This is a genomic window from Variovorax paradoxus, assembly GCA_016806145.1.
Lineage (GTDB): Bacteria > Pseudomonadota > Gammaproteobacteria > Burkholderiales > Burkholderiaceae_C > Variovorax.
In genome coordinates this window covers 1,225,492-1,252,291 of sequence record CP063166.1, presented here as the reverse complement: position 1 = coordinate 1,252,291, position 26,800 = coordinate 1,225,492, and the positions used below count along the sequence as shown (strand labels likewise).

At 69.0% G+C, this 26,800-nt stretch carries 21 protein-coding genes; 16 read left to right on the top strand and 5 right to left on the bottom strand.

Features of this window, described 5'->3' with window-relative positions:
- Positions 1-137: 137 nt before the first annotated feature.
- The 8 genes from miaB to INQ48_05745 all read left to right on the top strand — a co-directional run bounded on the left by miaB (position 138) and on the right by INQ48_05745 (position 9,798).
- Positions 138-1,496 carry a tRNA (N6-isopentenyl adenosine(37)-C2)-methylthiotransferase MiaB gene (gene miaB, locus INQ48_05780; protein ID QRF58753.1) on the top strand — a complete coding sequence of 453 codons (1,359 nt, stop codon included), beginning with the start codon at positions 138-140 and terminating at the stop codon, positions 1,494-1,496.
- Positions 1,496-2,920, top strand: coding sequence for a two-component sensor histidine kinase (locus INQ48_05775; GenBank protein QRF58752.1), 1,425 nt, complete (start codon positions 1,496-1,498; stop codon positions 2,918-2,920). Before miaB ends, INQ48_05775 begins: the two co-directional genes overlap by 1 nt.
- A 63-nt stretch (positions 2,921-2,983) precedes the next feature.
- Positions 2,984-3,649, top strand: a complete 666-nt coding sequence (locus tag INQ48_05770) for a hypothetical protein (GenBank protein QRF58751.1) — start codon at positions 2,984-2,986, stop codon at positions 3,647-3,649.
- Entirely contained in the window at positions 3,646-5,046 is a 1,401-nt protein-coding gene (locus INQ48_05765) for a sigma 54-interacting transcriptional regulator (GenBank protein ID QRF58750.1), read from the top strand. Before INQ48_05770 ends, INQ48_05765 begins: the two co-directional genes overlap by 4 nt.
- Before the next feature lie 181 nt (positions 5,047-5,227).
- Positions 5,228-5,434: a hypothetical protein gene (locus INQ48_05760; GenBank protein QRF58749.1), complete on the top strand. Its 207-nt coding sequence runs from the start codon at positions 5,228-5,230 to the stop codon at positions 5,432-5,434.
- Between the two features lie 5 nt (positions 5,435-5,439).
- Positions 5,440-7,443 (top strand): glucans biosynthesis glucosyltransferase MdoH, encoded by a 2,004-nt coding sequence (mdoH, locus tag INQ48_05755; protein QRF58748.1) that lies wholly within the window; start codon positions 5,440-5,442, stop codon positions 7,441-7,443.
- A gap of 319 nt (positions 7,444-7,762) precedes the next feature.
- The gene (locus INQ48_05750; protein ID QRF58747.1) at positions 7,763-8,662 is read left to right on the top strand and encodes an RNA ligase family protein; all 900 of its coding nucleotides are present in this window, start codon (positions 7,763-7,765) and stop codon (positions 8,660-8,662) included.
- Entirely contained in the window at positions 8,659-9,798 is a 1,140-nt protein-coding gene (locus INQ48_05745; GenBank protein ID QRF58746.1) for an AAA family ATPase, read from the top strand. The genes INQ48_05750 and INQ48_05745 overlap by 4 nt, the downstream gene beginning before the upstream one ends.
- Before the next feature lie 65 nt (positions 9,799-9,863).
- On the opposite strand, the gene ffh is transcribed toward INQ48_05745, so the two are convergent.
- Positions 9,864-11,252 (bottom strand): signal recognition particle protein, encoded by a 1,389-nt coding sequence (ffh, locus tag INQ48_05740; protein QRF58745.1) that lies wholly within the window; start codon positions 11,250-11,252, stop codon positions 9,864-9,866.
- 126 nt (positions 11,253-11,378) lie between these two features.
- Between ffh and ccsA the strand changes: the two genes are divergently transcribed.
- The 8 genes from ccsA to INQ48_05700 all read left to right on the top strand — a co-directional run bounded on the left by ccsA (position 11,379) and on the right by INQ48_05700 (position 21,796).
- Positions 11,379-12,188 carry a cytochrome c biogenesis protein CcsA gene (gene ccsA, locus INQ48_05735; GenBank protein ID QRF58744.1) on the top strand — a complete coding sequence of 270 codons (810 nt, stop codon included), beginning with the start codon at positions 11,379-11,381 and terminating at the stop codon, positions 12,186-12,188.
- 9 nt (positions 12,189-12,197) lie between these two features.
- Positions 12,198-12,449 carry a hypothetical protein gene (locus INQ48_05730; protein ID QRF58743.1) on the top strand — a complete coding sequence of 84 codons (252 nt, stop codon included), beginning with the start codon at positions 12,198-12,200 and terminating at the stop codon, positions 12,447-12,449.
- A gap of 28 nt (positions 12,450-12,477) precedes the next feature.
- A complete protein-coding gene (locus INQ48_05725; protein QRF58742.1) occupies positions 12,478-14,184 on the top strand; it encodes a PAS domain-containing sensor histidine kinase in 1,707 nt (568 codons plus the stop codon).
- 4 nt (positions 14,185-14,188) lie between these two features.
- Positions 14,189-15,778: a sigma-54-dependent Fis family transcriptional regulator gene (locus tag INQ48_05720; protein QRF58741.1), complete on the top strand. Its 1,590-nt coding sequence runs from the start codon at positions 14,189-14,191 to the stop codon at positions 15,776-15,778.
- On the top strand, positions 15,765-16,385 hold the full coding sequence (gene ampD, locus INQ48_05715; GenBank protein QRF58740.1) for a 1,6-anhydro-N-acetylmuramyl-L-alanine amidase AmpD: 621 nt from the start codon (positions 15,765-15,767) through the stop codon (positions 16,383-16,385). Before INQ48_05720 ends, ampD begins: the two co-directional genes overlap by 14 nt.
- 350 nt (positions 16,386-16,735) lie before the next feature.
- Positions 16,736-19,654: a ribonucleoside-diphosphate reductase subunit alpha gene (locus INQ48_05710; GenBank protein QRF58739.1), complete on the top strand. Its 2,919-nt coding sequence runs from the start codon at positions 16,736-16,738 to the stop codon at positions 19,652-19,654.
- A gap of 214 nt (positions 19,655-19,868) precedes the next feature.
- On the top strand, positions 19,869-21,092 hold the full coding sequence (locus tag INQ48_05705; protein ID QRF58738.1) for a ribonucleotide-diphosphate reductase subunit beta: 1,224 nt from the start codon (positions 19,869-19,871) through the stop codon (positions 21,090-21,092).
- 197 nt (positions 21,093-21,289) lie between these two features.
- Positions 21,290-21,796, top strand: a complete 507-nt coding sequence (locus tag INQ48_05700) for a histone H1-like DNA-binding protein (GenBank protein QRF58737.1) — start codon at positions 21,290-21,292, stop codon at positions 21,794-21,796.
- 121 nt (positions 21,797-21,917) lie between these two features.
- Here INQ48_05700 and INQ48_05695 read toward each other — a convergent pair whose 3' ends face one another.
- The 4 genes from INQ48_05695 to accC form a co-directional block, all read right to left on the bottom strand.
- Entirely contained in the window at positions 21,918-22,823 is a 906-nt protein-coding gene (locus INQ48_05695; protein QRF58736.1) for a carbohydrate kinase family protein, read from the bottom strand.
- Between the two features lie 69 nt (positions 22,824-22,892).
- Positions 22,893-24,461, bottom strand: coding sequence for a zinc-ribbon domain-containing protein (locus INQ48_05690; GenBank protein QRF58735.1), 1,569 nt, complete (start codon positions 24,459-24,461; stop codon positions 22,893-22,895).
- Positions 24,462-24,549: 88 nt separating this feature from the next.
- Positions 24,550-25,434: a 50S ribosomal protein L11 methyltransferase gene (gene prmA / locus INQ48_05685; protein QRF58734.1), complete on the bottom strand. Its 885-nt coding sequence runs from the start codon at positions 25,432-25,434 to the stop codon at positions 24,550-24,552.
- Between the two features lie 16 nt (positions 25,435-25,450).
- Positions 25,451-26,800 (bottom strand): acetyl-CoA carboxylase biotin carboxylase subunit, encoded by a 1,350-nt coding sequence (gene accC, locus INQ48_05680; GenBank protein ID QRF58733.1) that lies wholly within the window; start codon positions 26,798-26,800, stop codon positions 25,451-25,453.

Genomic DNA, 26,800 nt, shown 5'->3' with positions numbered 1-26,800 from the left:
CGCTCGGCATCTCGCCGGCGGCCGTCGGTCGCACCGGCATCCCTTTCGCGGACACGCCCGCCGCTTTCGCCACGAAAGCCCCGTGTCCGCCCGGCCCTCCGCGAGACGAGGGCCTCTTACATATAGAAGAGCTCCCCATGACCGCCAAGAAAGTCTTCATCAAAACCTTCGGCTGCCAGATGAACGAGTACGACTCGGACAAGATGGCCGACGTGCTCCATGCCGCGCAGGGCTACGAGCCGACGCAGAACGTCGACGAGGCCGACCTGATCCTGTTCAACACCTGCTCGGTGCGCGAGAAGGCGCAGGAAAAAGTGTTCTCCGACCTGGGCCGCGTCAAGCACCTGAAGGCGCGCGGCGTGAAGATCGGCGTCGGCGGCTGCGTGGCCAGCCAGGAGGGCAACGCCATCATCGCGCGCGCGCCCTACGTCGACATCGTGTTCGGCCCGCAGACCCTGCACCGGCTGCCCGAGATGCTGGCCGAGCGCGAGCGGCTCGACCGCCCGCAGGTCGACATCAGCTTTCCCGAGATCGAGAAGTTCGACCACCTGCCGCCCGCGCGCGTGGAAGGCGCCACCGCCTTCGTGTCGATCATGGAAGGCTGCTCCAAGTACTGCAGCTACTGCGTGGTGCCCTACACGCGCGGCGAGGAGGTCAACCGGCCGCTCGACGACGTGCTGGTCGAGATCGCCGGCCTGGCCGACCAGGGCGTGCGCGAGGTCACGCTGCTGGGCCAGAACGTCAATGCCTACCGCGGCCGCATGGGCGACACGGCCGAGATCGCCGACTTCGCGCTGCTGATCGAGTACGTGGCCGAGATCCCCGGCATCGAGCGCATCCGCTACACCACCAGCCACCCGAACGAGTTCACGCCGCGGCTGATCGAGGCCTATGCCAAGGTGCCGCAGCTCGTGAGCCATCTGCACCTGCCGGTGCAGCACGGCAGCGACCGCATCCTGATGGCGATGAAGCGCGGCTACACCGCCATGGAATACAAGAGCACGGTGCGCAAGCTGCGCGCGATCCGGCCCGAGCTCGCGCTGTCGAGCGACTTCATCGTCGGCTTCCCGGGCGAGACCGAGGCCGACTTCGACAAGATGATGAAGCTGATCGACGACTGCCAGTTCGACGCCAGCTTCAGCTTCATCTTCAGCCCGCGCCCCGGCACGCCGGCCGCTGCGCTGCATGACGACACGCCGCACGAGGTCAAGCTGGCGCGGCTGCAGAAGCTGCAGGCCGTGATCGACGGCAACGTGAAGCGCTTCGGCGAGGCGCTGGTGGGCAGCACCCAGCGCGTGCTGGTGGAAGGCGCCTCGCGCCGCGACGCGAGCGAACTCATGGGCCGCACGGCCTGCAACCGGGTCGTCAACTTCGAAGGCGACGCGCGGCTCGTGGGCCACATGACCGACATCCGCATCACGCGCTCGCTGGCCTACACGCTGCGCGGCGAAGTGCCCACGCGCGAGAGCGCGCCCGCCGCCGGGGCGCTCGCCTGATGGCGAAACGATCGATACGGGGCTCGTTCCAGCAGCTCCTGCTGTTCGCCTTCCTGCTGATCACCGCGCTGCTGGTGGGCGTGGCGCTGCGCTCGGTGCTGCAGTACGACACATTGATGACGCAAAGCCGCGACGCCGCGGCGCGCGCGCTGCGGCTGTCGGGCGCGGCCCAGTCGCTGGCCGAGCGCAGCGCGGCGATGGAGCGCGCCGGGCGCCAGTCGCTGGTGCTCAACGACTCGGTGCTGCGGCGCCGCTTCGACGACGCCGCGCGCGAGGCCCATGGCGTGCTCGAGCGGCTCGAGAAGAACGGCCTGGCGCCCGCCAGCACCGAGGCCTGGCGCACCCAGCTCGGCGTGATCGAGGGCCTGATGAGCGGCAACGCCGACAGCGCGCTGCAGCGCGAGAGCACGATGGCGATGCAGTTCCGCGAGCTCGACGCGCTCAACACCAACATCGCGCAGCAGGCCCAGTTCCTGATCGAGATGCAGAACGACGCGCTGTCCAAGCGCATCGAGAACGCGCGCCGCCGGCTGATGCGCGAGGTGGTCGCGGCCAGCGTGCTCGCGGTGTCGCTGGCGCTGGCCTTCGGCATCTGGCTGGCGCGGCCGTTCAAGCGGCTCGAGCACGCCATCGTCGGCCTGGGCCAGAACCGGCTCGACGAGCCGATCGACATCCGCGGCCCAGCCGACGTGCGGCGCGTGTCGCAGCAGCTCGAATGGCTGCGGCTGCGGCTGACCGAGCTCGACGCCGACAAGGCGCGCTTCCTGCGCCATGTCTCGCACGAACTGAAGACGCCGCTGGCGGCGCTGCGCGAGGGCGTGTCGCTGCTGGAGGACGGCGTGACCGGCGCGCTGAACCCGGCGCAGCTCGAGGTGGCGCAGATCCTGAACCAGAACACGGTGGCGCTGCAGGGCCAGATCGAGGCGCTGCTGCGCTTCAACGCGGCCGCCTTCGAGGCGCGCGAACTGCGCCGCGAGCGCACCGACCTGCTGCCGCTGATCGAGGAGCAGATCGAGGCGCAGCGGCTGCAGTGGCAGGCCCACGGCCTCACGGTGCGCGCCGAGGGCGAACGCATCGCGCTCACGGTCGACCGCACCAAGCTCGGCACCGCGATCGCCAACCTGCTGTCGAACGCGATCCGCTTCTCGGCGCGCGGCGGCACCATCACCCTCGTGGTCTCGGGCACGCCCGAGGCGGTGCGCATCGACGTCAACGACGCCGGCCCGGGCATCGCCGAGGGCGACCGCGACCGCATCTTCGAGCCCTTCTACCGCGGCGAACGCCAACCGGAGCATGCGGTCAAGGGCACGGGCATCGGACTTTCCATCGTGCAGGAGTACATTGCAGCCCATGGGGGCCGCATCGCCCTGCTGCCCGAGGGGCCCGGCGCGCGTTTCCGCATCGAGCTGCCGCGCACGGGCTGAGCTTCCCGGCGCCCCCACATCCCCGTAGCCATCGCCAACGCCCCGCGTCGTCCTTCCTCGTCCATGTCTTTTCCGTCCGTACGCCCCTCCACCGCCACCCGCGCACTGGCTGCGCTGGCCGCGCCGTGGCTCCTGCTGCTGGCCGCCTGCAGCGCACCGCCCAAGCCGCCCGCGGAAGCCGAGGCGCTGCCGCCGCCGGTGGTGCTGCCGCGCGTGATGCCGGTCGAGGCCGAGCCGAAGGCGCCGGCCACCCAGCCGGCCTCGCTGTTCACGCTGATGACCCAGGGCCCGGTGGCCGCCGTGCTGGCCTACGCCGACAAGATGCGCCCGCTCAGCGGTGCCGAACTGAGCGCCGAGATCCAGCGCCTGGGCGACCCCGGCGACGCGCCCACGGCGCAGATGCACCTCGCGATCCTGCTGTCGCAGACCCGCGTGCCGGCCGACCTGGCGCGCGCGCTGGGCCTGCTGCAGCGCGTGATCGCCAATCCCTCGCCCGAGGCCCAGCCGCTGCAGCCGCTGGCGCGCGCGCTGGCCGCGCGCTACATCGAGCAGCGCCGCGTCGAGGACGACCGCGACAAGCAGGTGCAGCAGCTGCGCGACAGCCAGCGCCGCATCGACCAGCTCAACGACCGCATCGAAGCCCTGCGCGCCATCGAGCGCAGCTTCGCGCGGCCCAACACGCCCGCGGCACCGGCCTCGGCACCCAACGGGAACAGGTCCACCCCATGAGTACTTCGGGCGCCCGCCTGTTGGTCGTCGACGACGATCCGGACATGCTGCGGCTGCTGTCGATGCGGCTGAGCTCGGCGGGCTACCAGGTCACGGCCGTGACCTCGGCCGAGACGGCGCTCACGCAGCTCGAGATCGAGCATCCGCAGCTCGTGCTCAGCGACGTGCGCCTGCCCGGGCGCGACGGCCTGGCGCTTTTCGACGAGATCCGCAAGCGCCATCCCTCGCTGCCGGTGATCCTGCTGACCGCGCACGGCACCATCCCCGACGCGGTGGAAGCCACCGCGCGCGGCGTCTTCACCTACCTCACCAAGCCCTACGACGGGCGCGAGCTGCTCGACAAGATCGCCCAGGCGCTCGCGCTGGGCGCGCCGGCCACGGTGCCGAGCAAGACCGGCGACGACAGCTGGCGCGTCGACATCGTGAGCCGCAGCAACCGCATGGCCGAGCTGCTGGCCGAGGCGCGCATGGTCGCCAAGTCCGACGCCTCGGTGCTGCTGCGCGGCGACTCGGGCGCCGGCAAGGAGATGCTGGCGCGCGCCATCCACAAGGCCAGCGCGCGCGCCGACAAGCCCTTCGTGGCGGTCAACTGCGGCGCCATCCCCGAGGCGCTGCTCGAGTCCGAGCTGTTCGGCCACATGAAGGGCGCCTTCACCGACGCCCACGCCAACCACAAGGGCCTGTTCCAGCAGGCCGACGGCGGCACCCTGCTGCTCGACGAGATCGGCGACATGCCGCCCGCGCTGCAGGTCAAGCTGCTGCGCGTGCTGCAGGAGCGCGCTGTGCGTCCGCTGGGCGCCAGCCAGTCGATCGAGGTCGACGTGCGCATCATCTCGGCCACCCACCGCGACCTCGACGCCGCGATGGAGGCCGGCCAGTTCCGCGAGGACCTCTACTACCGGCTCAACGTGGTGACGCTCACGCTGCCGCCGCTGTCGGCGCGCCGCGAGGACATCCCGCTCCTGGCCAACCACTTCCTGCAGAAGCTCTCGACCAAGTACGGCAAGCGGCTGTCGGGCTTCGCGCCCGAGGCCCTGAAGGCGCTGACCACCGCGGCCTGGCCCGGCAACGTGCGCCAGCTCTACAACGTGGTCGAGCAGGTCTGCGCGCTGTCGAGCTCGCCGCTGATCCCGCTGGCGCTGGTGCAGCGGGCGCTGCGCGTGCCGACCGTGGAGGTCCAGACCTATGCCGAGGCCAAGCAGCGCTTCGAGCGCGAATACCTGGTCGGCCTGCTGAAACTGACCGACGGCAACGTGGCCGACGCGGCCCGCCTGGCCGACCGCAACCGCACCGAGTTCTACCGTCTGCTGCAGAAGCACGAGCTCACGCCGGGCCACTTCAAGGCCGACGCTGTCGCTCCGGGTGGCGAGGGTGTCGCTGACGAGCGACGCCCCTAAGTCGTTGATTCATATGGGTGTTTTTCGGCAGGCCGGTGAGCTTGTCGGGATTCGGCGACAAAAACGGGGGTTTTGAGGCCCTTTTCGCCCTCCGGCCCCCTGAAATTCCGGCCGATGCGGCCCAAGTGCTTGATTCCAAAGCACTTTTCCATGCTGGCACAGGGTTTGCCCCTGTAGTGGCATGACAGCATTCAACAGCCCATCTTTCGCACTGCGTCCGCAGCGCGACGGCCTGCGTCAAAAGCAGTTTTCCGCCTCGCGGCCCCGTGCCGCGGGCCATTCGCCAGCCGCGCTCGCCAGCGCCGGCGGCGTCGCGACGGATTGCGTCTTCAAGCGCTTTCCGGCCATTGGCGACACCTCCTCCTCCCTCGACAAGCAACGTTGGTAAACACCATGAAGCCGAACGACTTCTCCCAACTCAATGTCCTGGCCGATGCCGACTTCTCGCGCCGCAGCCCGGTGCGTGAGGAACGCCATCCCAACGCCGTTACCGCGCCTCCGGTCAACCGCGGCTCGATGACGCCGCGCCCCTGGCGCGGCTTCTGGAACAGCCTCGGCACCGCCCTGCTGGTCCGCCTGGGTGCCGGCGGCAAGCGCGAAAGCGCCCCGGCCGAAGCCAGGCAGCCGTGGCAGCGCGCCGCCTCGCAGCGCCGCCTGGCCTTCATGCTGCTGACCGTGCTGAGCACCGTGGTCGCTTCCACGCTGTTCGCGGGCGTGCAGCCCGACTACGACAACGTCTGGCTCGAATACGGCCAGATCGGCCTCTACGGCCTGCTCTCGGGCTGGGTCGTGACCGGTTTCGTGACCGCCCTCATGGGCTTCTACGTCTCGGTGCGCGGCGACAAGCACGCGCTCTCGGTCAAGCAGGTGGCCAACCACCCAATGAACCCCGAGGCCCGCACCGCGATCATCATGCCGATCTGCAACGAGGACGTGGCCACCGTGTTCGCCGGCCTGCGCGCCACCTGCGAATCGGTCGCGGCCACCGGCCACGCCAAGCAGTTCGACGTGTTCGTGCTGTCCGACAGCTACAACCCCGAGACTGCCGCCGCCGAGCGCGCCGCCTGGGAAGACCTGCGCGCCGCGCTGGCCGACAGCCCGAACCAGCCGCAGGTCGAGGTCTACTACCGCCTGCGCACCCGCCGCACGCACCGCAAGGCCGGCAACGTGGCCGACTTCTGCCGCCGCTGGGGCAAGGACTACCGCTACATGGTCGTGCTCGACGCCGACTCCGTGATGAGCGGCGACTGCCTGACCTCGATGGTCAAGCTGATGGAAGCCAACCCGAGCGCCGGCATCATCCAGACCGCCACCCAGGCCATCGGCCACGTGACGCTGCATGCCCGCGCCCAACAATTCGCTTCCCGCGTGACGGGCCGCCTGTTCACGCTGGGCATGCAGTTCTGGCAACTGGGCGAATCGCACTACTGGGGCCACAACGCGATCATCCGCGTCGAACCCTTCATGAAGCACTGCGCGCTGGCCCCGATCAAGGGCACCGGCGGCATGTCCGGCGGCATCATGTCGCATGACTTCGTCGAAGCCGCGCTGATGCGCCGTGCCGGCTACAACGTGTGGCTGGTGTCCGACCTGGTCGGCAGCTACGAACAGCAACCGCCGGACCTGCTGGCCGAGCTGCAGCGCGACCGCCGCTGGTGCCAGGGCAACCTGCAGAACGCCCGCCTGATGGCCGAGCCCGGCATCCACTCGGTGCACCGCGCGATGTTCGTGACCGGTACCATGGCCTATGTTTCCGCGCCGCTGTGGCTCGCGTTCCTCACGCTGGGCACCGCGCTGTGGCTCAGCGGTTCGAGCCTGATCTCGAGCTGGAGCGTGCTGCCGGCCGAACTCGCCGGCCTCTGGATCTGGACCCTGTGCCTGCTGTTCCTGCCCCGCGTGCTCGGCATCGTTGCCGTGCTGATGCGCGGCGAGCAACGCCAGTTCGGCGGCCTGTGGGGCCTGGTCAAGAGCTCGGTGATGGAAAGCGGTCTCGCGATCGTGCAGGCACCGGTGCGCATGCTGGCCCACTCGCTGTTCGTGCTGGTCGCCCTCACCGGCATCAAGCTCGACTGGAAGTCGCCCCCGCGTGAAGCCGCCGCCGTGCCGTGGAAGGTCGCTGCCTCGCAGCTGGCCCCCATGACGCTGGTGATCGCACTGCTGGCCGTCGGCGTCGCGATGATCGACCCGAGCGCCCTGATGTGGCTCATGCCGGTCGGCCTGCCGCTGCTGCTGGCGATCCCGCTGACCGTGCTGACCAGCCAGATCGCGCTGGGCACCACGCTGCGCGACCGCGGCTTCCTGCTGATCCCTGAGGAATCGCGTTCGCCGGCCGTGCTGCGCCGCGCCTGGATGCATGCGCTGCGCCTCTCGCGCCCCGCCGCGCTGGCCACCGCCTGACGCGCGCGCGCCACACGCCTCGCATGAAGCCGGCCCCGAGGGGCCGGCTTTTTTCATGGCGCGCCTAGAATCGCGCCTTCCTTTTTTCAACCCACGGATCCTCTCGATCCCCTGGAGCGCCAAGTGCCCCGATTCGCCGTCACCACCCTCTGACGCCGACAACACCACTTCACTGGTCATGTCGGGCGCCAAGCTGCGCATCCGCTGACCGGACACGGCCCTTCGCTGGAAACAGCGGCCGTCGAAGTCGCTCCCGATCCCTCTCAGCTTCGCTCCCGCACGTTGTCGGTTCTTCCTGGTTTCCATCCGGAGAACAAACGTGTTTCCCCTTTCTTCTTCCCTCTCGTCGCTGCCGCTGCTGAAGTACCCGCGGACCGCGCACCTCGAAGGCTCGCGCCTGCAGCCCGGCGACAGCGACGACGGCCAGACGCCATTGGCAACGCTGCACGGACTGCACGTGGTCATCGAGGAAAAGCTCGATGGCGCGAACGCCGCCGTGTCGTTCGGCGCGGCCGGCGAGCTGCTGCTGCAGTCGCGCGGCCACTACCTCGCGGGCGGTGCCGGCGAGCGCCAGTTCAACCTGTTCAAACACTGGGCCGCCACGCACGAGGCGGCGCTGCTCGAACGGCTCGAGGACCGCTACGTGATGTACGGCGAATGGTGCTTCGCCAAGCACAGCTGCTGGTACGACCGGCTGCCGGCCTTCTTCCTGGAGTTCGATCTCTACGACCGCCAGGCACAGTGCTTTCTCTCGACGCCGGCGCGGCAGGCGCTGCTCGCGGGCGGCCCGGTGCTGTCGGTGCCCGTGCTCTACGAGGGCGCGATGCCACGCCAGCCGAAGGCCCTGCGTTCGCTCGTGCGGCCCTCGCTCGCGCGCAGCACCGACTGGCGCTCGGCCTTCGAACGGGCCGTGGCCGACAAGGGCCAGCCGCTCACGCTGGCGCGGCAGCAGACCGACCTCTCGGACCTGGCCGAGGGCCTGTACCTCAAGACCGAGTCGAACGGCCAGGTGACGGGCCGCTACAAGTGGGTGCGCCCGGACTTCGTCCAGACCATCCTCGACTCGGGCTCGCACGACACCCGCCGGCCGCTGCTGCCGAACCGGCTGGCACCGGGCGCGGACCTGCATGCGCCGGTGCCGTCGCTCGGCTGGCACGACCTGGGACTGCGCACGCTGCGCGATCCCGCCGAACTCACGACCACCGGGAGGCCGCGATGACTTTCGACGAACTTCGCACGCTGGTGCCCGCGCCCGGAGCTGGCGCCGACTGGGCACGTTGCTGCGAACTGCTGCCGGACCTGCTGCGCCTCGAGGAGACGCCGCAGGACCCGTACTACCACGCCGAGGGCAACGTCGGCCTCCACACGCGCATGGTGCTCGATGCGCTGGCGCAGGACGCGCACTACCGACGCGCCGATGCCGACGGCCGCTTCGTGCTGTTCATGGCCTGCCTGCTGCACGACATCGCCAAGCCCGACACCACGGTGATCGACGAGGCCAGCGGCCGCATCGGCCAGCCCGGCCATTCGCGCCGCGGCGCGGTCGACGTGCGCGTGCTGATGTGGAAGGCACGCGTGCCCTTCGCGCTGCGCGAGGCCGTGTGCCGGATCGTCGCGGTGCACCAGCTGCCGTTCCATGCCTTCGCGTCGCGCAAGGGCGAGCGGCCCGAGCGGCTGGTGCATCGGCTGTCGTGGGAGCTGAGCCTGCCCGACCTGTGCTGCGTGGCGCGCTGCGACATGCTGGGACGGCACTACGAGGAGCGCTCCGACAGCCTGGCCGACATCGCACTGTTCGAGCAGCTCGCGCAGGAGGAAGGCTGCTGGGACGGCCCGCGGCAGATGGTCGACGCCCACACGCGCCTGGCCTACTTCCGCGGCGCCGACACCAGCCCCGACTACCCGCTGTTCCAGAACCCGGGCTCGCGCGTGAGGGTGATGTGCGGCCTGCCCGCGAGCGGCAAGAACCACTGGGTGGCGCAGCAGCGCAAGGGTTGGCCGGTGGTGTCCTTCGACGATGCGCGCGCCGAGCTGGGCCTGAAGCACGGCGAGAACGACGGGCTCGCCGCGCACCATGCGGTCGACCAGGCGAAGGCGCTGCTGCGCAGGCAGGAACACTTCGTCTGGAACGCCACCCACCTGAGCCAGCAGATGCGCACCAAGACGCTGGACCTGCTGTGGGCCTACCACGCCCAAATCGAACTGGTGTACCTCGAGGTGCCGCACACCGAGTTGATGCGCCGCAACCGCGAGCGCGACACGACGCTGTCGAGCGCGGGCATCGAGCGCATGCTGCACCGCTGGGAGCTGCCGACGCCGATCGAGGCGCACGCGACGGTCTACGCGGTGCAGACCTGAAAACGCCGAAGCCCGCCGGGTCCTCCCCGGCGGGCTTCGTCCATCCCTCTATATATGTACGCGGCTCAGAACGGCAGCTTCGGCCCGCCGGGACCGCCCATCCCGCCCATGCCCTTCATGCCGCCCATCTTCTTCATCATCTTCATGAGGCCGCCGCCCTTCATCTTCTTCATCATCCCCTGCATCTGCTCGAACTCGTTGAGCAGGCGGTTCACTTCCTGAACCTGCACGCCCGCGCCGGCCGCGATGCGGCGCTTGCGCGTGGCCTTGAGCAGCTCGGGCTTGCGGCGCTCCAGCGGGGTCATGCTCTGGATGATCCCTTCCTTGCGGCGGATGTCGCGCTCGGCGCGCGTCATGTCGGCCTCGCTGGCCTTGGCGGCCATCTGCGTGGGCAGCTTGTCCATCAGGCTCGAGAGGCCGCCCATCTGCTTCATCTGCTGCAGCTGGCCGAGGAAGTCGTTGAGGTCGAAGCCCGCGCCGCTCTTGACCTTGGCCGCGAGCTTCTGCGCCGCCGCCACGTCGACGCCGGCCGTGACCTGCTCGACCAGCGCGACGATGTCGCCCATGCCCAGGATGCGGCCCGCATGGCGCTCGGCGTCGAACACCTCGAGGCCGTCGATCTTCTCGCTCACGCCCGCGAACTTGATCGGCACGCCCGTGACCTGGCGCACCGACAGCGCCGCGCCGCCGCGCGAATCGCCGTCGGTCTTGGTCAGGATGATGCCGGTGAGCGGCAGCGCCTCCTTGAAGGCGCGCGCCGTGTTGATCGCGTCCTGGCCCTGCATGGCGTCGACCACGAACAGGGTCTCGACCGGGTTCAACGCGCCGTGCAGCTGCTGGATCTCGGCCATCAGCACCTCGTCGATCGCGAGCCGGCCGGCCGTGTCGACGAGCAGCACGTCGAAGAAGTGGCGCTTGGCGTGATCGAGCGCGGCGCGCGCGATGTCGAGCGGCTTCTGGTCGGCCGTGCTCGGGAACCATTCGGCGCCGGCCTGCTTCGTGACGGTCTTGAGCTGCTCGATGGCGGCGGGCCGGTAGACGTCGCCCGAGACCGTGAGCACCTTCTTCTTGCGCTTCTCGATCAGGTGCTTGGCGAGCTTGGCGGTGGTGGTGGTCTTGCCGGCGCCCTGCAGGCCGGCCATGAGGATCACCGCCGGCGGCTGGGCCGCGAGGTTGATGTCGGAGACGCCCTCGCCCATGGTGGCGGCGAGCTCGCGGTTGACGATGCCGACCAGCGCCTGGCCCGGCTTGAGCGAGCCCAGCACTTCCTGGCCGAGCGCCTTTTCCTTCACGCGGGCGACGAAGTCGCGCACCACGGGCAGCGCCACGTCGGCTTCGAGCAGCGCCATGCGCACTTCGCGCAGCATGTCCTGCACGTTGCTTTCGGTGATGCGCGCCTGGCCGCTCATCGTCTTGACGAGGCGGGAGAATTTTTCGGTGAGAGCGCTGGCCATGGAGGGGATGCCTTGCTTGCTGCCCCGCTGCGGCGGGACGGATGGGAGAAGTCGCGGGAGACGGGTAGGAGGGAAGCTGGCGCGCGGCACCCGGAAATGCAAGGGTGAGCGGCTAAACTCCGATCGATGATTTTAGCGATCCCCTCCCCACTCGGCGTGGCGCTGGGCATCGCCGCCGCGGCCGCCTACGGTTTTGCCGCTGCCGCAGGCGCCCGGCTGAGCCGCCAGGCCACCCAGTGGGCGCTCGGCCTGGCCTGGCTGCTGCATGCCGCGGTGCTCGGCCATGGCCTGGTCGGCCACGAACCCCGCTTCGGCTTCGCGCCCGCCCTGTCGGTCACGGCCTGGCTGGTGCTCACCGTCTACGCGGTCGAAAGCCGCATGTACCCGCAGCTTCAGGTGCGCCGCGCGCTGGCCTGGCTCGGCGCGGCGGCGGTGCTGCTCGCGATCCTCTTTCCCGGCACGCCGCTGCACGTGTCGGCCTCGCCCTGGCTGCCGCTGCACCTGGCGCTGGGCATCTCTTCCTACGGCCTGTTCGCCGCCGCCGTCGTGCACGCCTGGCTCACGACCCGCGCCGAGAAGCAGATCCGCCTGGCCGCCGAGCCGCAGGGCGGCGTGCCGCTGCTGACGCTCGAGCGCCTCACCTTCCGCTTCGTGACGGCCGGCTTCGTGCTGCTGTCGGCCACGCTGCTGGCCGGGCTGCTGTTCAGCGAACAGCTCTACGGCGCCGCGGGCCGGGCCTGGAAGTGGGACCACAAGTCGGCCTTCTCGGTGCTGGCCTGGATCAGCTTCGCGGTGCTGCTGATCGGCCGCGCGCGCTTCGGCTGGCGCGGGCGCACCGCGCGGCGCGTGCTCTACGCGGGCTCGGCGCTGCTGCTGCTGGCCTACGTGGGCTCGCGCTTCGTGCTCGAAGTGGTGCTGGCGCGTCCGCCGGCCTGAAGACACCTCATGAAATACCTTCTCGTCCTCGCGGTGGTCTGGGTCGCGATCTGGCTCTGGCGCATGAACCGCCGCGAAGAAATGCAGGAGCGCGCCGCGCGCACGCCGCGTCCGGCCGCGCCGCCCGCGGTGGGCGCGCCGCAGGCGATGGTGCGCTGCGCCCATTGCGGCCTGCACCTGCCCGCGAGCGACGCGGTGCGCGGCGCCGACGGCACCCCCTTCTGCAGCGCCGCGCACCGGCAGGTCGCCGAGCGCGCCTGAACGGCGCCGAGCCGGCTTCGTCGCAGCGATGGGCAGCAGTTCCTCCCTCTGGGCCAGCGGCGAACCGGTCACCGACTGGGACGTGCTGGAGCCCGGCGCGCGCGAGAGCGCCGCGCTGCTGCGGCTGTGGCGCGGCTTCATGGGCGCGCGCTGCTTCGTCGCGCTGGTGCTGGTGCTGCTGCAGGGCGTGAGCTTCGCGCTCGGCCAGACCATGCAGCCGATGGCGGTGGCGCTGTCGGCCAGCTACCTCGCGGCGGCCGCGCTGGGCGCGCGCTACGTGCATTTCGAGCCGCCGATGCGCGGCTTCGGCGCCACCTGGATGATGAGCACCGGCGTCGACCTCGCGGTCTTCGCGGCGCTGCAGGTCACGCAGGGCGGCAACATCAACTACACGCCGCTGTTCGCGCTGCCGGTGCTCATGAGCGCGGTGCTCGGCACGGTGATGGTGAGCATGGGCACCACCGCCACCGTCACGCTGCTGCTGCTGGCCGATGCCGCCTGGCACTGGGTGCAGCAGCCCGGCGACTCGCCCGCGCGCTTCGTGCAGGCGGCGCTCACGGGCACCGGGCTGTTCGTGGTGGCGCTGCTGGCGCACGAGCTCGCGCGGCGGCTGGCGCGCGAGGAGGCGGTGTCGCAGCACAACCGCAGCAGCGCGCAGATGCAGGCGCAGGTCAACGATCTGGTGATCGAGACGCTGAGCGAAGGCGTGCTGGTGATCGACGCCGAAGGCCTGGTGCACGCGGCCAACCCGGCGGCCGACGCGATCCTGGGCCAGGGCCTGGGCCAGTTGCGGCTGCCCTTCCCGCTGCATGCCCAGCCGGCCTGGCATGCGCTGGCCGCGCTGGCGCGCCAGACCTATGCGCGCCGCGAGCCGCAGACCGAGGAGATCCCGGTCGCGCAGGCACGCGGCGCGGCGCGCGAGGTGCGCGTGCGCACCCGCCTCACGCCCTCGAGCGACCGGCGCATGGGCAGCCTGTGCGTGATGTTCCTGCAGGACCTGCGCGAGCTCGAGGCGCGCATCCGCACCGAGAAGCTGGCCGCGATGGGCCGCATGTCGGCCGCGGTCGCGCACGAGATCCGCAACCCGCTGGCCGCCATCACGCAGGCCAGCGCGCTGCTCAACGAGGACCTGACCGATCCCGCGCACCGCCAGCTCACGCACATGGTGCAGCACAACGCGCAGCGCCTCGCGCGCATCGCCGACGACGTGCTCGACGTCTCGCGCGCGCGCCAGCAGCGCGTGCTGTCGCTCGGCGAGCAGGTGGTGCTCGATCCCACGGTGCAGGCGCTGACCGAGGAATGGATGCGCCAGACCCAGCGCAAGGGCGTGACCGTGGCGCTCGATGCGCCGGGCGCCGAGGTGCGCTTCGACGTCGAGCACCTGCGCCGCCTGCTGGTGAACCTGCTCGACAACGCGGCGCGCTACGCGAGCCTGCGCGAGGGCGCGATCCAGGTCGTGACCACGCTGCAGCGCGCGGGCAGCCCGGGCCGGCCGACCCTGCAGGTCTGGAGCGACGGCGCGCCGCTCGAGCCGGCCGTGCAGCGCCACCTGTTCGAACCCTTCTTCTCGTCGGAGAGCCGCTCGAGCGGGCTGGGCCTGTTCCTGTGCCGCGAGCTGTGCCGGCGCCACGGCGCGGCCATCGGCTACGAGCGGCGCGCGCTGGCGGCCGACGGGCCCGAGGGCAACGAATTCTTCGTCGGCTTCGCCGCGAGCGAAAACCGGCTGACACAATAGCGGCGTGAGCAGCTCCCATCCGCCCTCCCAGCGTCCCGCGCAGATCCTCGTCATCGACGACGAACCCGACCTTCGCACGCTCTACGAACTCACGCTGCTGCGCGAAGGCTACCGGGTCGAGGCCGCGGGCAGCGTCTCCGAAGCCTGGCAGCACCTCGAGGCCACGCGCTTCGACGCCGTGATCACCGACATGCGGCTGCCCGACGGCCAGGGCATGGAGATCATCCAGCGCATCCAGAAGAACCAGCGCAGCGAGCGCTGCGTGGTGATGACCGCCTATGGCTCGGCCGAGAACGCGGTCGAGGCGCTGAAGGCCGGCGCCTTCGACTACCTCACCAAGCCGGTCGACCTGAAGCAGTTCCGCGCGGTCGTCGCTTCCGCGGTGCAGGCGCAGCAGCCGCCGCCGGTCGCGCAGGCCGCCGTGCGCCTGGCCAAGGCCGCCGATGCGAACGACGGCACGTCGGCGCTGGCCGCCGCGGGCAGCGCGGGCGCGTCCGCGCTCGATCGGCTGGTCGGCGATTCGGAGCCGATGCGGCTCGTGAAGTCGCGCATCGCCAAGGTGGCGCGCGGCATGGCGCCGGTGCTGGTGCGCGGCGAGTCGGGCACCGGCAAGGAGCTGGTGGCGCGCGCGGTCCATGCGTGCAGCCAGCGCAGCGACGGCCCCTTCGTCGCGGTGAACTGCGGCGCGATTCCCGAGAACCTGCTCGAGGCCGAATTCTTCGGCGCGCGCAAGGGTTCGTACACCGGCTCGGCGCAGGACCGCGACGGCTATTTCCAGGCCGCGCGCGGCGGCACGCTGTTCCTCGACGAGATCGGCGACCTGCCGCTGGCGATGCAGTCCAAGCTCCTGCGCGCGATCCAGGAACGCAGCGTGCGGCCGATCGGCTCCACGCAGGAAGACGCGGTCGACGTGCGCATCGTGAGCGCGACCCACAAGGATCTGCACGCCGAGGTGCAGGCCGGCCGCTTCCGGCAGGACCTGTTCTACCGGCTCAACGTGATCGAGATCGCCGTGCCCGCGCTGCGCGAGCGCCGCGAGGACCTGCCCGCGCTGTGCGTCGCGCTGCTCGCGCGCATCGCGCAGGACGGCGGGCTGCCCGCGCCGCGCCTGTCGGACGCGCTGCTGCGGCAACTCGCGCAGCATCCGCTGCACGGCAACGTGCGCGAGCTCGAGAACCTGCTGCATCGCGCGGTCGCGCTGTACGACGGCGACGAACTGCAGCTCGACCTGATGGATGGCGCGCTCGGCGGCGGCTGGACGGCGGCCGCGCCCGGACCCGCCGCGCCGCACGCCGCGACGACCTCGGCACCCGCCACGCCCCCCGAAGCGTTCGAAGCGAAGCCCGTCGTGGCCGCGCCGCCGCCTGCGCCGCGGCCCGTGGTGCCCACGCCGCTGCCCTCCGACCTGCAGGCCTACCTCGACCAGCAGGAGCGCGAGATCCTCGTGCGCGCGCTGCACGAGAGCGGCTTCAACCGCACGGCCGCCGCCGCGCGCCTGGGCATGAGCCTGCGCCAGATCCGCTACCGCATCGCCCGCCTGGGCATCAGCACGCCCAACGGCGACGATGGCGCGAGCAGCCATGTCGACGACTGAAGACGGCGCGCGCGCCACCGGCGGCGATGCGCTCTGGCGCGACGGCTGGTACCGCTTCGCGAAGGCGCTGCCCTCGCCCAACTTCGGACCGCGCCCCGCGGCCGCGCGCGAGCGCATCGACCTCGTCGTGCTGCACTCGATCAGCCTGCCGCCCGGCGAGTACGGCGGCGACGCGGTGCAGCAGCTCTTCACCAACCGGCTCGACTGGGACGCGCATCCTTACTTCCAAAGCATTCGTGGCCTCGAGGTGTCCTCGCATTTCTACGTGCGCCGCAACGGCGAGCTCTGGCAGTTCGTGAGCGGCGACGACCGCGCATGGCATGCGGGCGTGTCGTCGTGGCGCGGCCGGGACAACTGCAACGACGACTCGATCGGCATCGAGCTCGAGGGCCTCGAGGGCGGGCCGTTCGAGGACGCGCAGTACGAGACGCTCGCGAGCCTCGCCGCGGCGATCGCGCAGCACTATCCGATCGCGCACATCGCGGGCCACGAGCACATCGCGCCGGGCCGCAAGCAGGATCCGGGTGCCGGCTTCGACTGGCATCGGCTGCGCGATCACCTCGGCTGGAGTCCACACATGTTTCCCTCGCAGGTGGTGGACCGCTAATTTTTTCAATCGCTGCGCGCCACGCGATGCCCCGGGCTCGTCGTGCAGCGATCGCTCCATTCGCAAGCGCGATGCGTAGCAACCATGCGCCCTGCAGGCCCAAATCGCCTCGAAAGCCGCATGGAACGTGGGTTGCGAGAGGATGATCCACTGTTCATGCGGCATGGATGGCCGCGCAGCGCGAAAACAGGTTTCTGCTCCCTCTTGAAGCCTGATGGAAAACGCTACATCTAGTGGGTTGTACACCCCCGGCACCCTAGATATAGTGTGTCCCGTCCGGCCTCAGAGCCGACGCAGCGGCCCCAGCAGCGCCGCTCATCCAACAAGAATTGCCAACCGAGAGGAAGCGAATGCAAACAGCACTGAATACTCCCACCGCCGCGCGTGCCATCCCCTCCACGCCGCCCCAGTCCCCCCGCGATACCGCCGGTTCGCCCACCGGACAGAACCTCGCGCACTACCAGATCATCCGCCGCAACGGCGCCGTGGTCCCGTTCGAGCCCAACAAGATCGCGATCGCGATGATGAAGGCCTTCCTGGCCGTGCACGGCACCCAGGGCGCGGCCTCGGCCAGCGTGCGCGAGACCGTCGACGCGCTGACGCAGGCCGTCGTGAAGGCGCTGGTGCGCTCGCGTCCGGGCGGCGGCACCTTCCACATCGAGGACGTGCAGGACCAGGTCGAACTGGGCCTGATGCGCGGCGGCCACCAGGAAGTGGCGCGTGCCTATGTGCTCTACCGCGAGCGCCGCACCCAGGAACGCGCGAAGCAGGGCGAGCAGGATGTGCAGGTCGCGGCTCCCGCGCTGCACGTGCTCGACCGCGGCGAACGCGTCGCGCTCGACGTCAGCGAACTCAAGGGCCTGATCGAATCGGCCTGCCAGGGCCTGGGCGACAGCATCACGGCCGCGCCGATCGTGGCCGAGACGATGCGCAACCTGTACGACGGCGTGCCGCTCGACGAGGTCTACAAGGCCTCGATCCTCGCGGCCCGCACGCTGATCGAGAAGGATCCCGACTACACCTTCGCCACCGCGCGCCTGCTGCTGCACACGATCTTCAAGGAGATCATCGGCCGCGAAGTCATGCCCGTCGACCGCGCCACCGCCTACGCCGACTACTTCCCCGCCTTCATCAAGAAGGGCGTCGAGAACGAGCTGCTCGACGAGAAGCTGCTGCAGTACGACCTGCCCCGCCTGGGCGCGGCGCTGAAGGCCGAACGCGACAACCAGTTCGACTACCTCGGCCTGCAGACCCTGTACGACCGCTACTTCCTGCACGTGCGCAAGAACCGCATCGAGCTGCCGCAGGCCTTCTTCATGCGCGTCTCGATGGGCCTGGCGCTCAACGAGATCGACCGCGAAGCCCGCGCCATCGAGTTCTACGAAGTGCTGTCGTCCTTCGACTTCATGTCGAGCACGCCGACGCTGTTCAACAGCGGCACGCTGCGCTCGCAGCTGTCGAGCTGCTACCTGACCACCGTGCCCGACGATCTCGACGGCATCTACGAGTCGATCAAGGAAAACGCGCTGCTCTCGAAGTTCGCGGGCGGCCTGGGCAACGACTGGACCCGCGTGCGCGCGCTCGGCAGCCACATCAAGGGCACGAACGGCGAATCGCAGGGCGTGGTGCCCTTCCTCAAGGTGGTGAACGACACCGCCGTGGCCGTGAACCAGGGCGGCAAGCGCAAGGGCGCCGTCTGCACGTACCTCGAAACCTGGCACCTCGACATCGAGGAGTTCCTGGAGCTGCGCAAGAACACCGGCGACGACCGCCGCCGCACGCACGACATGAACACCGCCAACTGGATCCCCGACCTGTTCATGCGCCGCGTGATGGAGAAGGGTTCCTGGACGCTGTTCTCGCCTTCGAACGTGCCCGACCTGCACGACCTGTTCGGCGCCGACTTCGAGAAGGCCTACGTCGCCTACGAAGAGAAGGCCGCGCGCGGCGAGATCAAGCCCAGCCGCACCGTGCAGGCCACCGACCTGTGGCGCAAGATGCTCACGATGCTGTTCGAGACCGGCCATCCCTGGATCACGTTCAAGGACGCCTGCAACGTGCGCTCGCCGCAGCAGCACGCCGGCGTGGTGCACTCGTCGAACCTCTGCACCGAGATCACGCTGAACACCAGCGACACCGAAACCGCGGTCTGCAACCTCGGCTCGGTCAACCTGCTACAGCATCTGAAGGACGGCAAGGTCGACCAGGAGAAGCTCAAGAAGACGATCTCGACCGCGATGCGCATGCTCGACAACGTGATCGACATCAACTACTACGCCGTGAAGAAGGCGCGCGACTCGAACCTGCGCCACCGTCCGGTCGGCCTGGGCCTGATGGGCTTCCAGGACGCGCTGTACGACCTGCGTATTCCCTACGCCTCGCAGGAAGCCGTGCAGTTCGCCGACGAATCGATGGAAGCGATCTGCTACCACGCCTACTGGGCCTCGACCGAGCTGGCGCGCGAGCGCGGCAAGTACTCGAGCTACAAGGGCTCGCTGTGGGACAAGGGCATCCTGCCGATCGACTCGCTCGACCTGCTCGAGAAGGCCCGCGGCGGCTACGTCGAGGTCGACCGCTCGTCGACCCTCGACTGGGACGCGCTGCGCGCCAAGATCAAGGCCGACGGCATGCGCAATTCGAACTGCGTGGCCATCGCCCCGACGGCGACCATCTCGAACATCATCGGCGTCGACGCCTCGATCGAACCCTGCTTCGGCAACCTCTCGGTCAAGTCGAACCTGTCGGGCGAATTCACCGTGATCAACCACTACCTGGTGCGCGACCTCAAGCGCCTGGGCCTGTGGGACGACGTGATGGTGATGGACCTGAAGCACTTCGACGGTTCGCTGCGTCCCATCGACCGCGTGCCGCAGGACGTGAAGGCGCTCTACGCCACCGCGTTCGAAGTCGAGACGACGTGGCTGGTGGAAGCCGCCGCGCGTCGCCAGAAATGGATCGACCAGGCGCAGTCGCTGAACATCTACATGGCCGGCGCCTCGGGCAAGAAGCTCGACGACACCTACAAGCTCGCATGGCTGCGCGGTCTGAAGACCACCTACTACCTGCGCACGCAGAGCGCGACGCACGCCGAGAAGTCGACGGTGCAGTCGGGCCGCCTCAACGCGGTGTCCTCGGGCAACGACGCACCGTCGGGCATGAGCGCACTCGAGGCAGCGGCTGCCGCGGCGAAGGCACAGATGAGCGCGATCCCCGCGACCGACATCGCCTTCTGCGGCGTCGACGATCCGACCTGCGAAGCCTGCCAGTGATGCACGCAGCGCACCGCGAACACAGCGCTGTGCGCTGCGCTACCAAGAGTGAGGCGCATGCGATGTCGTGCGATGACGGAGGCCAGTTGAAGGCATTGACCGACATCGCGCGATGCATGCGAGCAACATAACAACCACATAAATGGAGTGCGATGTGAACGAGCACTTTGCAACTCACATCGTTGCTCGGATAATTTGAGCATTGGATTTTTCTATGTTGACCTGGGACGAAGAAGTCAAGCCCTCCTTGCCAAAGGACATGCAACAAGGTTTGCATCACCACCCCTCGACCGGCGTCGCCGCCGGCCGTGCGGTGGATGTGTCGGCTTCATCGATGGCACAACCTTCGCTGCAACCCGTGCAGCAGCCTGCCCGCCAGGCCGTGCCCGCATCGAGCGGCGCGAGCGCTCCGGCTGAAACGCGCCGCGTCAGGGCCGCCGACAAGCGCATCATCAACGGCGAGACCGACGTCAACCAGCTGGTGCCGTTCAAGTACAAGTGGGCGTGGGAAAAGTACCTCGCCACCTGCGCCAATCATTGGATGCCGCAGGAAGTGAACATGACGCGCGACATCGCGCTGTGGAAAGACCCGAACGGCCTGACCGAAGACGAGCGCCGCATCGTCAAGCGCAACCTCGGCTTCTTCGTCACCGCCGACTCGCTGGCCGCCAACAACATCGTGCTGGGCACCTACCGCCACATCACGGCGCCCGAATGCCGCCAGTTCCTGCTGCGCCAGGCCTTCGAGGAAGCGATCCACACGCACGCCTACCAGTACATCGTCGAGTCGCTCGGCCTGGACGAGAGCGAGATCTTCAACGCCTACAACGAGGTGCCGTCGATCCGCGAGAAGGACCAGTTCCTGATTCCGTTCATCGACGCGATCAGCGATCCGAACTTCAAGACCGGCACGCACGAGACCGACCAGACGCTGCTCAAGTCGCTGATCGTGTTCGCCTGCCTGATGGAAGGCCTCTTCTTCTACGTCGGCTTCACGCAGATCCTCGCGCTGGGCCGCCAGAACAAGATGACCGGCGCCGCCGAGCAGTACCAGTACATCCTTCGCGACGAATCGATGCACTGCAACTTCGGCATCGACCTGATCAACCAGCTCAAGCTCGAGAACCCCGGCCTCTGGACGGCCGAGTTCAAGGCCGAGATCAAGGCGTTGTTCATGCGCGCCGTCGAGCTCGAATACAAGTACGCCGAAGACACCATGCCGCGTGGCGTGCTCGGCATGAACGCTTCCATGTTCAAGGGCTATCTGCGCTACATCGCCAATCGGCGCGCGCAGCAGATCGGCCTCGAAACGCTCTTCCCGAACGAGGAAAATCCGTTCCCGTGGATGAGCGAGATGATTGACCTGAAGAAAGAGCGCAATTTCTTCGAGACCCGCGTGATCGAATACCAATCGGGTGGTGCGCTCTCCTGGGATTGAATATTTCGATAACAATAAATGAATTCAAGAATTGCCCTTGCCACCGACTGCGCCGAAGAGCGCGGCATGGACGAGGGCTCAGGTGTTCATGGTGCTGGAGCACGGAATCCAACGCCATGAATCACTCCAGCGCTACCAACATGCGCGGAGTGCTTCAATAGGTTGATTTTTTCAACTTGATCAAGGAGAAAACAGAAATGGCAACTGCAAAGAAAGCACCGGCTAAGAAAGCCGCAGCGAAGAAGGCTCCGGCCAAGAAGGTCGTAGCGAAGAAGGCTCCGGCCAAGAAGGTCGCCGCCAAGAAGGCTCCGGCAGCCAAGAAGGTCGCTGCCAAGAAGGCTCCGGCCAAGAAGGTCGCTGCCAAGAAGGTAGCCGCGAAGAAGGTCGTCGCCAAGAAGGCGCCGGCGAAGAAGGCAGCTCCGGCCAAGAAGGCCGCTGCGAAGAAGGCGCCGGCGAAGAAGGCCGCTGCCAAGAAGGCGCCTGCGAAGAAGGCTGCCGCCAAGAAGGCTCCTGCCAAGAAGGCTGCGGCCAAGAAAGCCGCGAAAAAGCCCGCTGCCAAGCCTGCCGCTGCTGCCAAGAAGCCTGCTGCGAAGAAGGCTGCCAAGGCACCCGCCAAGGCCGCTGCCGCTGCGCCCGCCCCTGCTGCGCAGACGACGCTGAATCCCCAGGCAGCCTGGCCGTTTCCCACGGCCAGCAAGCCCTGAGTTTTCTCGGCAGCCCTGAAAAGGCATCAAGCCCGGCACCGCAAGGTGCCGGGCTTTTTCATTGGGCAAAGATAAACGCGAAGCGGAAAGGCGGTGGCATCCACCGCCATGCCATCGCTCGTCAAGCCAGGCCGAGTGCCTGGCGATCGATCTGGTAGTTCTGCGGGCCGCGCTGCGCGATCTTGAGCGCGCCGACCTGGTTGCCGAGCGCCGCGCACTGCGCGAGCGGCCAGCCCTTCTCCAGCCCGAACAGCAGCGCGCCGCGCCATGCATCGCCGCAGCCCGTGGGCTCGATCACCGCGGTCGGCACCACGCCCGGCACATGCTCGCGCTCGCCGTTCGTCCACACCTCGCAGCCCTCGGCCGCGAGCGTGACCACGAGGCCGCGCACGCGCTGCGAGATCTCCGCCAGGCTCCAGCCCGTGCGCTGCGAGAGCATCTTGCCTTCGTAGTCGTTGACCACGACCCAGCTCGCGAGCTCGACGAAATGCTTGAGCGCCTCGCCGTCGAACATCGGCAGGCCCTGGCCCGGATCGAACACGAAGGGAATGCCGGCGGCCGCGAACTGCTCGGCGTGCTGCAGCATCGCCTCGCGGCCATCGGGCGCGACGATGCCGAGACGGATGTCCTCGCGCGCCGCGATCTTCGTGATGTGCGCCTGCTGCATCGCGCCCGGATGGAAGGCGGTGATCTGGTTGTTGTCGGCGTCGTTCATGATCATCGCCTGCGCGGTGAACGTGTCGTCGAGCTGGCGCACGAACTCCGTGCTGATGCCCAGCGAACGCATGCGCTCGATGTAGTCGGCGCCATCGCTGCCCAGCGTGGCCATCGGCAGCGCCGTGCCGCCGAGCGCGTTGAGGCTGTAGGCGATGTTGCCGGCGCAGCCGCCGAAATCGCGGCGCAGGCTCGGCACCAGGAAGGACACGTTGAGGATGTGCAACTGGTCCGGGAGGATCTGGTCGGCGAACCGGCCCTCGAAGGTCATGATGGTGTCGAAGGCGAGGGAACCGCAAATCACTGCTGCCATGGGCTGATCCGTTGAGGTGAAGAAAAAGGAAGGAAGGCGCGGACGCGCAACCGGCGGCTCGCCGCGGGCCTAGGGATAGAAGGCCTCGACGCGATAGCCCGCGATTGGCGGCAGGGCCGCGGCCTCGGTCGCCGTCAGCGTCATCGGCAGCGAGGCCGCGCGTTCGCCGCGCGCCGCGAGCACCGTTGGTGCGCCATAGTCCGCCGGCGAGAGCACGCGCCGCACCACGGCACGCTCCTGCGTGTCGAGCAGCACCAGCTCGATCGACGGCATCGCGAGCGGCACCGCGGCGTTGCTGCGCAGGTTGAAGCTGAAGCGGTAGTCGTTGCCGCCGCTCTTCTCGCGCGCGAAGGCGGCGCCCTCGATGACGATGTCGCCGATGCGGCGCAGCGGCGCGAGCTCGCAGCCCGTCGCCTGGCACAGCGCGGCGAGCGCGGGACGCAGCGAGGGCTGGCGCGCGACGATGCCGTCGCGCTCGTGACGCAGGATCTGCACGACCAGCAGCAGGCCCGCGAGCACCGCGAGCGCGATCAGCGCGCGGCGCTTGCCGATGCGCTGCCAGAGGGATGTCGGCCGATCGTCGCGCTCGTCGTCCTCGGCATCGTCGACGAAGCGGTGCGCCGCGCGATCCTCGGTCTCGTCCGCCGCGTCGAGCACGGTGGCGAAGGGCGGCGGCGCGGGGTCCTCGCTCCGCGCGCGCGCCTCTTGGTCGTCGCGCTCCTCGCGCGCCTTGGCGCTGGCGGCGATCTTGGCCGACTTGGCGCGCGCCCGGCGCAGCGCCTTCTGCATCTGCAATTGGTCCCGATCGTCGCCCGTCTCGGGTGCGTCGGCGTCGTCGCGCTCGAGCTCGGTGTCCTCGTCGCTGTCTTCGTCGGAACCGGAACGGCGCAGCGTCGCGAAGCCCGCCGGCCTTTCATTCGACGGCGCCGCGCTCGCGCTGGAGCGACGCGTCCACACCGCGGGCAGCGGCGGCACCGGCGCGGGCGGCGGCGATGGTGGCGCGGCGAGGTTGAGGTCGATGTCGGGAAACGGCGGCAGCGAACTCGGCGGCGGCCGCCATTGCGGCTCGCGCACCTCGAGGTCGGACCAGGGCTCGTCGGCGACGATGCCGTGCGCGGGCAAGGCGAAGTCCGCGCTGTCGCGAGCTTCCGGGGACTGCGGCTGAGCGGGAGGCGGTGGCGGCTCGGACCGTGCCGGCGACAGGTCTTCGTTGACCTCGTCGTCGAGGAAGTCGGACTCCTCGACCTGCGGCGGGGCCGGCGCGAAGGAAGGCGGTGCCGACAGCTTGTCGAGTTCGCCGACAGGCTCGTGCGATGGCAATGCGGCCTTGCCGGCGGGCGCATCGAATCCGAAGCCGGAGTCGACCGAAGGACTGGCAGGTGCCGGCGGTGTCGAAGCCTCGGGCGCCGCGCTCGGCACGACCGCGGGCGCCGATGGCATCGATGGCACCTGCACCTGCGGCGACGCGACACCACTGCCCGACCCAACGACCCCATCCGGCGTCTCATGAAGATCGAGCGTCGCATCGAACACATGGCTGCAGCGACCGCAACGCACCCACCCGTCCGAGATCCGGAGCTGGTCGCGCACCACCTTGAAGGTGGTGGCGCAGGCGGGGCAACGCGTGACGAGGCTCATGAGGGGGCGATTGTAGGGTTGGGCCCTCGGCGCGACGCGATGCCGGCGGCGCCGTTTGCGCCGGAGAAAGCCCCCGGCGCGAGCGCGTTCAGCGGCGTGCCGTCATGAGGATCCAGCCGTCCTCGCTGTCGCTGACTTCGAGCGCCACGTAGGGCGCGTACGCTTCCTTCAGCTCGTCGGCCTGGCGCTCGAGGATGCCGGCGAGCACCAGCGAGCCACCGTTCGCCACGCGCTCGCACAGCAGCGGCGCGAGCACCTTGAGCGGGGTCGCGAGGATGTTCGCGAGCACCGTGCCGTACTGGCCCTGCGCCGCCTCGGGCAGGCCCGCATTGAGCGTCACGCCGTTGGCCTCGGCATTGAGGCGCGTCGAGCTCACGGCGGCCTCGTCGATGTCGACCGCGTCGATCTCGCCAGCGCCGTACTTCGCGGCACCAATGGCCAGGATGCCGGAGCCGCAGCCGTAGTCGAGCACGCGCTGGCCCGCGAACGCCCCGCGGGTCGCGATCCAGCGCAGGCACATGCGCGTGGTGGGATGGGTGCCGGTGCCGAAGGCCAGGCCCGGATCGAGCCGGATCACCTGCGTGGCCTGTGCCGGCGCCTCGTGCCAGCTCGGCACGATCCAGAACTCGGGCGTGATCTCGACCGGCGCGAACTGCGATTGCGTGAGCCGCACCCAGTCCTGGTCCTGCAGCTCGGCGATGCCCAGCAAGGTGCAGCCTTCGAAGAAGTCCTGCAGCGCGAGCACCGAGCCCGCGTCGCGCGCCAGTTCCTCGGTGGCGAACAGCGCGATCACGCGCGAGCGCTGCCAGCCCTCCTTGGGCGGCGGCATGCCGGGCTCGCCGAACAGCGCATGCTCGGCGTCGGTCTGCGCGTCGGCATCCTCGACCGAGATGCTCAGTGCGTCGAGCGCATCGAGCGCATCGCCGAGGGACTCGATGCGTTCCTCGGGGGCCAGCAGGCGGAGTTCGAACATGGCGGGCAGGGACGGCTCAGCGCTTGTGCGCGGCCAGCCACTCTTCGAGGTAGTGGATGTTGGTGCCGCCGGCCATGAACTTGGCGTCGACCATCAGCTCGCGGTGCAGCGGGATGTTGGTCTGGATGCCTTCGATCACGGTCTCGTTGAGCGCGGTGCGCATGCGCGCCATGGCCTGCTCGCGGGTGTCGCCGAAGACGATGATCTTGCCGATCATCGAGTCGTAGTTCGGCGGCACGAAGTAGTTGGTGTACGCATGCGAATCCACGCGCACGCCCGGACCGCCCGGCGGATGCCACATCGTGATGCGGCCCGGCGACGGCGTGAACTTCCACGCGTCCTCGGCGTTGATGCGGCATTCGATCGCGTGGCCGTGCATCTGGATCTGGCGCTGCGTGAACGGCAGCTTCTCGCCGGCCGCCACCATGATCTGCGTCTTGACGATGTCGATGCCGGTCGTGAGTTCGGTCACCGGATGCTCCACCTGCACGCGGGTGTTCATCTCGATGAAGTAGAACTCGCCGTTCTCGTAGAGGAACTCGAAGGTGCCGGCACCGCGGTAGCCGATCTTCTTGCAGGCGGCCGCGCAACGTTCGCCGATCTTCTCGATCAGCTTGCGCGGAATGCCCGGCGCGGGCGATTCCTCGATCACCTTCTGGTGACGGCGCTGCATCGAGCAGTCGCGCTCGCCGAGGTAGACCGCGTTGCGGTGCTTGTCGGCCAGCACCTGGATCTCGACGTGACGCGGGTTCTGGAGGAACTTCTCCATGTAGACCGAGGGATTGTTGAAGGCCGCCGCGGCCTCCGCCTTGGTCATCTGGATCGCGTTGATCAGCGCGGCCTCGGTGTGGACCACGCGCATGCCGCGGCCACCGCCGCCGCCCGCGGCCTTGATGATCACCGGATAGCCGATGGCGCGCGCGATGCGCTTGTTGGCCGTGGCGTCGTCGGAGAGCTCGCCGTCGGAGCCGGGCACGCAGGGCACGCCGGCCTTGATCATGGACTGCTTGGCCGAGACCTTGTCGCCCATGGTGCGGATGTTCTCGGGCGTCGGCCCGATGAACTGGAAGCCGCTCTGTTCGACGCGTTCGGCGAAGTTGGCGTTCTCGCTCAGGAAGCCGTAGCCGGGGTGGATCGCCTCGGCATCGGTCACTTCGGCCGCCGAGATGATGGCCGGCATGTTGAGGTAGCTCAGCGACGAGGGGGCCGGGCCGATGCAGACGGCTTCCTCGGCCAGCTTGACGTACTTGGCCTCGCGGTCGGCCTCGGAATAGACCATCACGGCCTTGATGCCGAGCTCGCTGCACGCGCGCTGGATGCGCAAAGCGATCTCGCCGCGGTTGGCGACCAGGATCTTCTTGAACAT

Excerpts from the sequence above, each read along its gene's own strand:
- miaB (QRF58753.1), top strand. The coding sequence starts at position 138 with ATGACCGCCAAGAAAGTCTTCATCAAAACCTTCGGCTGCCAGATGAAC.
- INQ48_05775 (QRF58752.1), top strand. The coding sequence starts at position 1,496 with ATGGCGAAACGATCGATACGGGGCTCGTTCCAGCAGCTCCTGCTGTTC.
- INQ48_05770 (QRF58751.1), top strand. The coding sequence starts at position 2,984 with ATGTCTTTTCCGTCCGTACGCCCCTCCACCGCCACCCGCGCACTGGCT.
- INQ48_05765 (QRF58750.1), top strand. The coding sequence starts at position 3,646 with ATGAGTACTTCGGGCGCCCGCCTGTTGGTCGTCGACGACGATCCGGAC.
- INQ48_05760 (QRF58749.1), top strand. The coding sequence starts at position 5,228 with ATGACAGCATTCAACAGCCCATCTTTCGCACTGCGTCCGCAGCGCGAC.
- mdoH (QRF58748.1), top strand. The coding sequence starts at position 5,440 with ATGAAGCCGAACGACTTCTCCCAACTCAATGTCCTGGCCGATGCCGAC.
- INQ48_05745 (QRF58746.1), top strand. The coding sequence starts at position 8,659 with ATGACTTTCGACGAACTTCGCACGCTGGTGCCCGCGCCCGGAGCTGGC.
- ffh (QRF58745.1), bottom strand. The coding sequence starts at position 11,252 with ATGGCCAGCGCTCTCACCGAAAAATTCTCCCGCCTCGTCAAGACGATG.
- ccsA (QRF58744.1), top strand. The coding sequence starts at position 11,379 with ATGATTTTAGCGATCCCCTCCCCACTCGGCGTGGCGCTGGGCATCGCC.
- INQ48_05730 (QRF58743.1), top strand. The coding sequence starts at position 12,198 with ATGAAATACCTTCTCGTCCTCGCGGTGGTCTGGGTCGCGATCTGGCTC.
- INQ48_05725 (QRF58742.1), top strand. The coding sequence starts at position 12,478 with ATGGGCAGCAGTTCCTCCCTCTGGGCCAGCGGCGAACCGGTCACCGAC.
- ampD (QRF58740.1), top strand. The coding sequence starts at position 15,765 with ATGTCGACGACTGAAGACGGCGCGCGCGCCACCGGCGGCGATGCGCTC.
- INQ48_05710 (QRF58739.1), top strand. The coding sequence starts at position 16,736 with ATGCAAACAGCACTGAATACTCCCACCGCCGCGCGTGCCATCCCCTCC.
- INQ48_05705 (QRF58738.1), top strand. The coding sequence starts at position 19,869 with ATGTTGACCTGGGACGAAGAAGTCAAGCCCTCCTTGCCAAAGGACATG.
- INQ48_05700 (QRF58737.1), top strand. The coding sequence starts at position 21,290 with ATGGCAACTGCAAAGAAAGCACCGGCTAAGAAAGCCGCAGCGAAGAAG.
- INQ48_05695 (QRF58736.1), bottom strand. The coding sequence starts at position 22,823 with ATGGCAGCAGTGATTTGCGGTTCCCTCGCCTTCGACACCATCATGACC.
- INQ48_05690 (QRF58735.1), bottom strand. The coding sequence starts at position 24,461 with ATGAGCCTCGTCACGCGTTGCCCCGCCTGCGCCACCACCTTCAAGGTG.
- prmA (QRF58734.1), bottom strand. The coding sequence starts at position 25,434 with ATGTTCGAACTCCGCCTGCTGGCCCCCGAGGAACGCATCGAGTCCCTC.
- accC (QRF58733.1), bottom strand. The coding sequence starts at position 26,800 with ATGTTCAAGAAGATCCTGGTCGCCAACCGCGGCGAGATCGCTTTGCGC.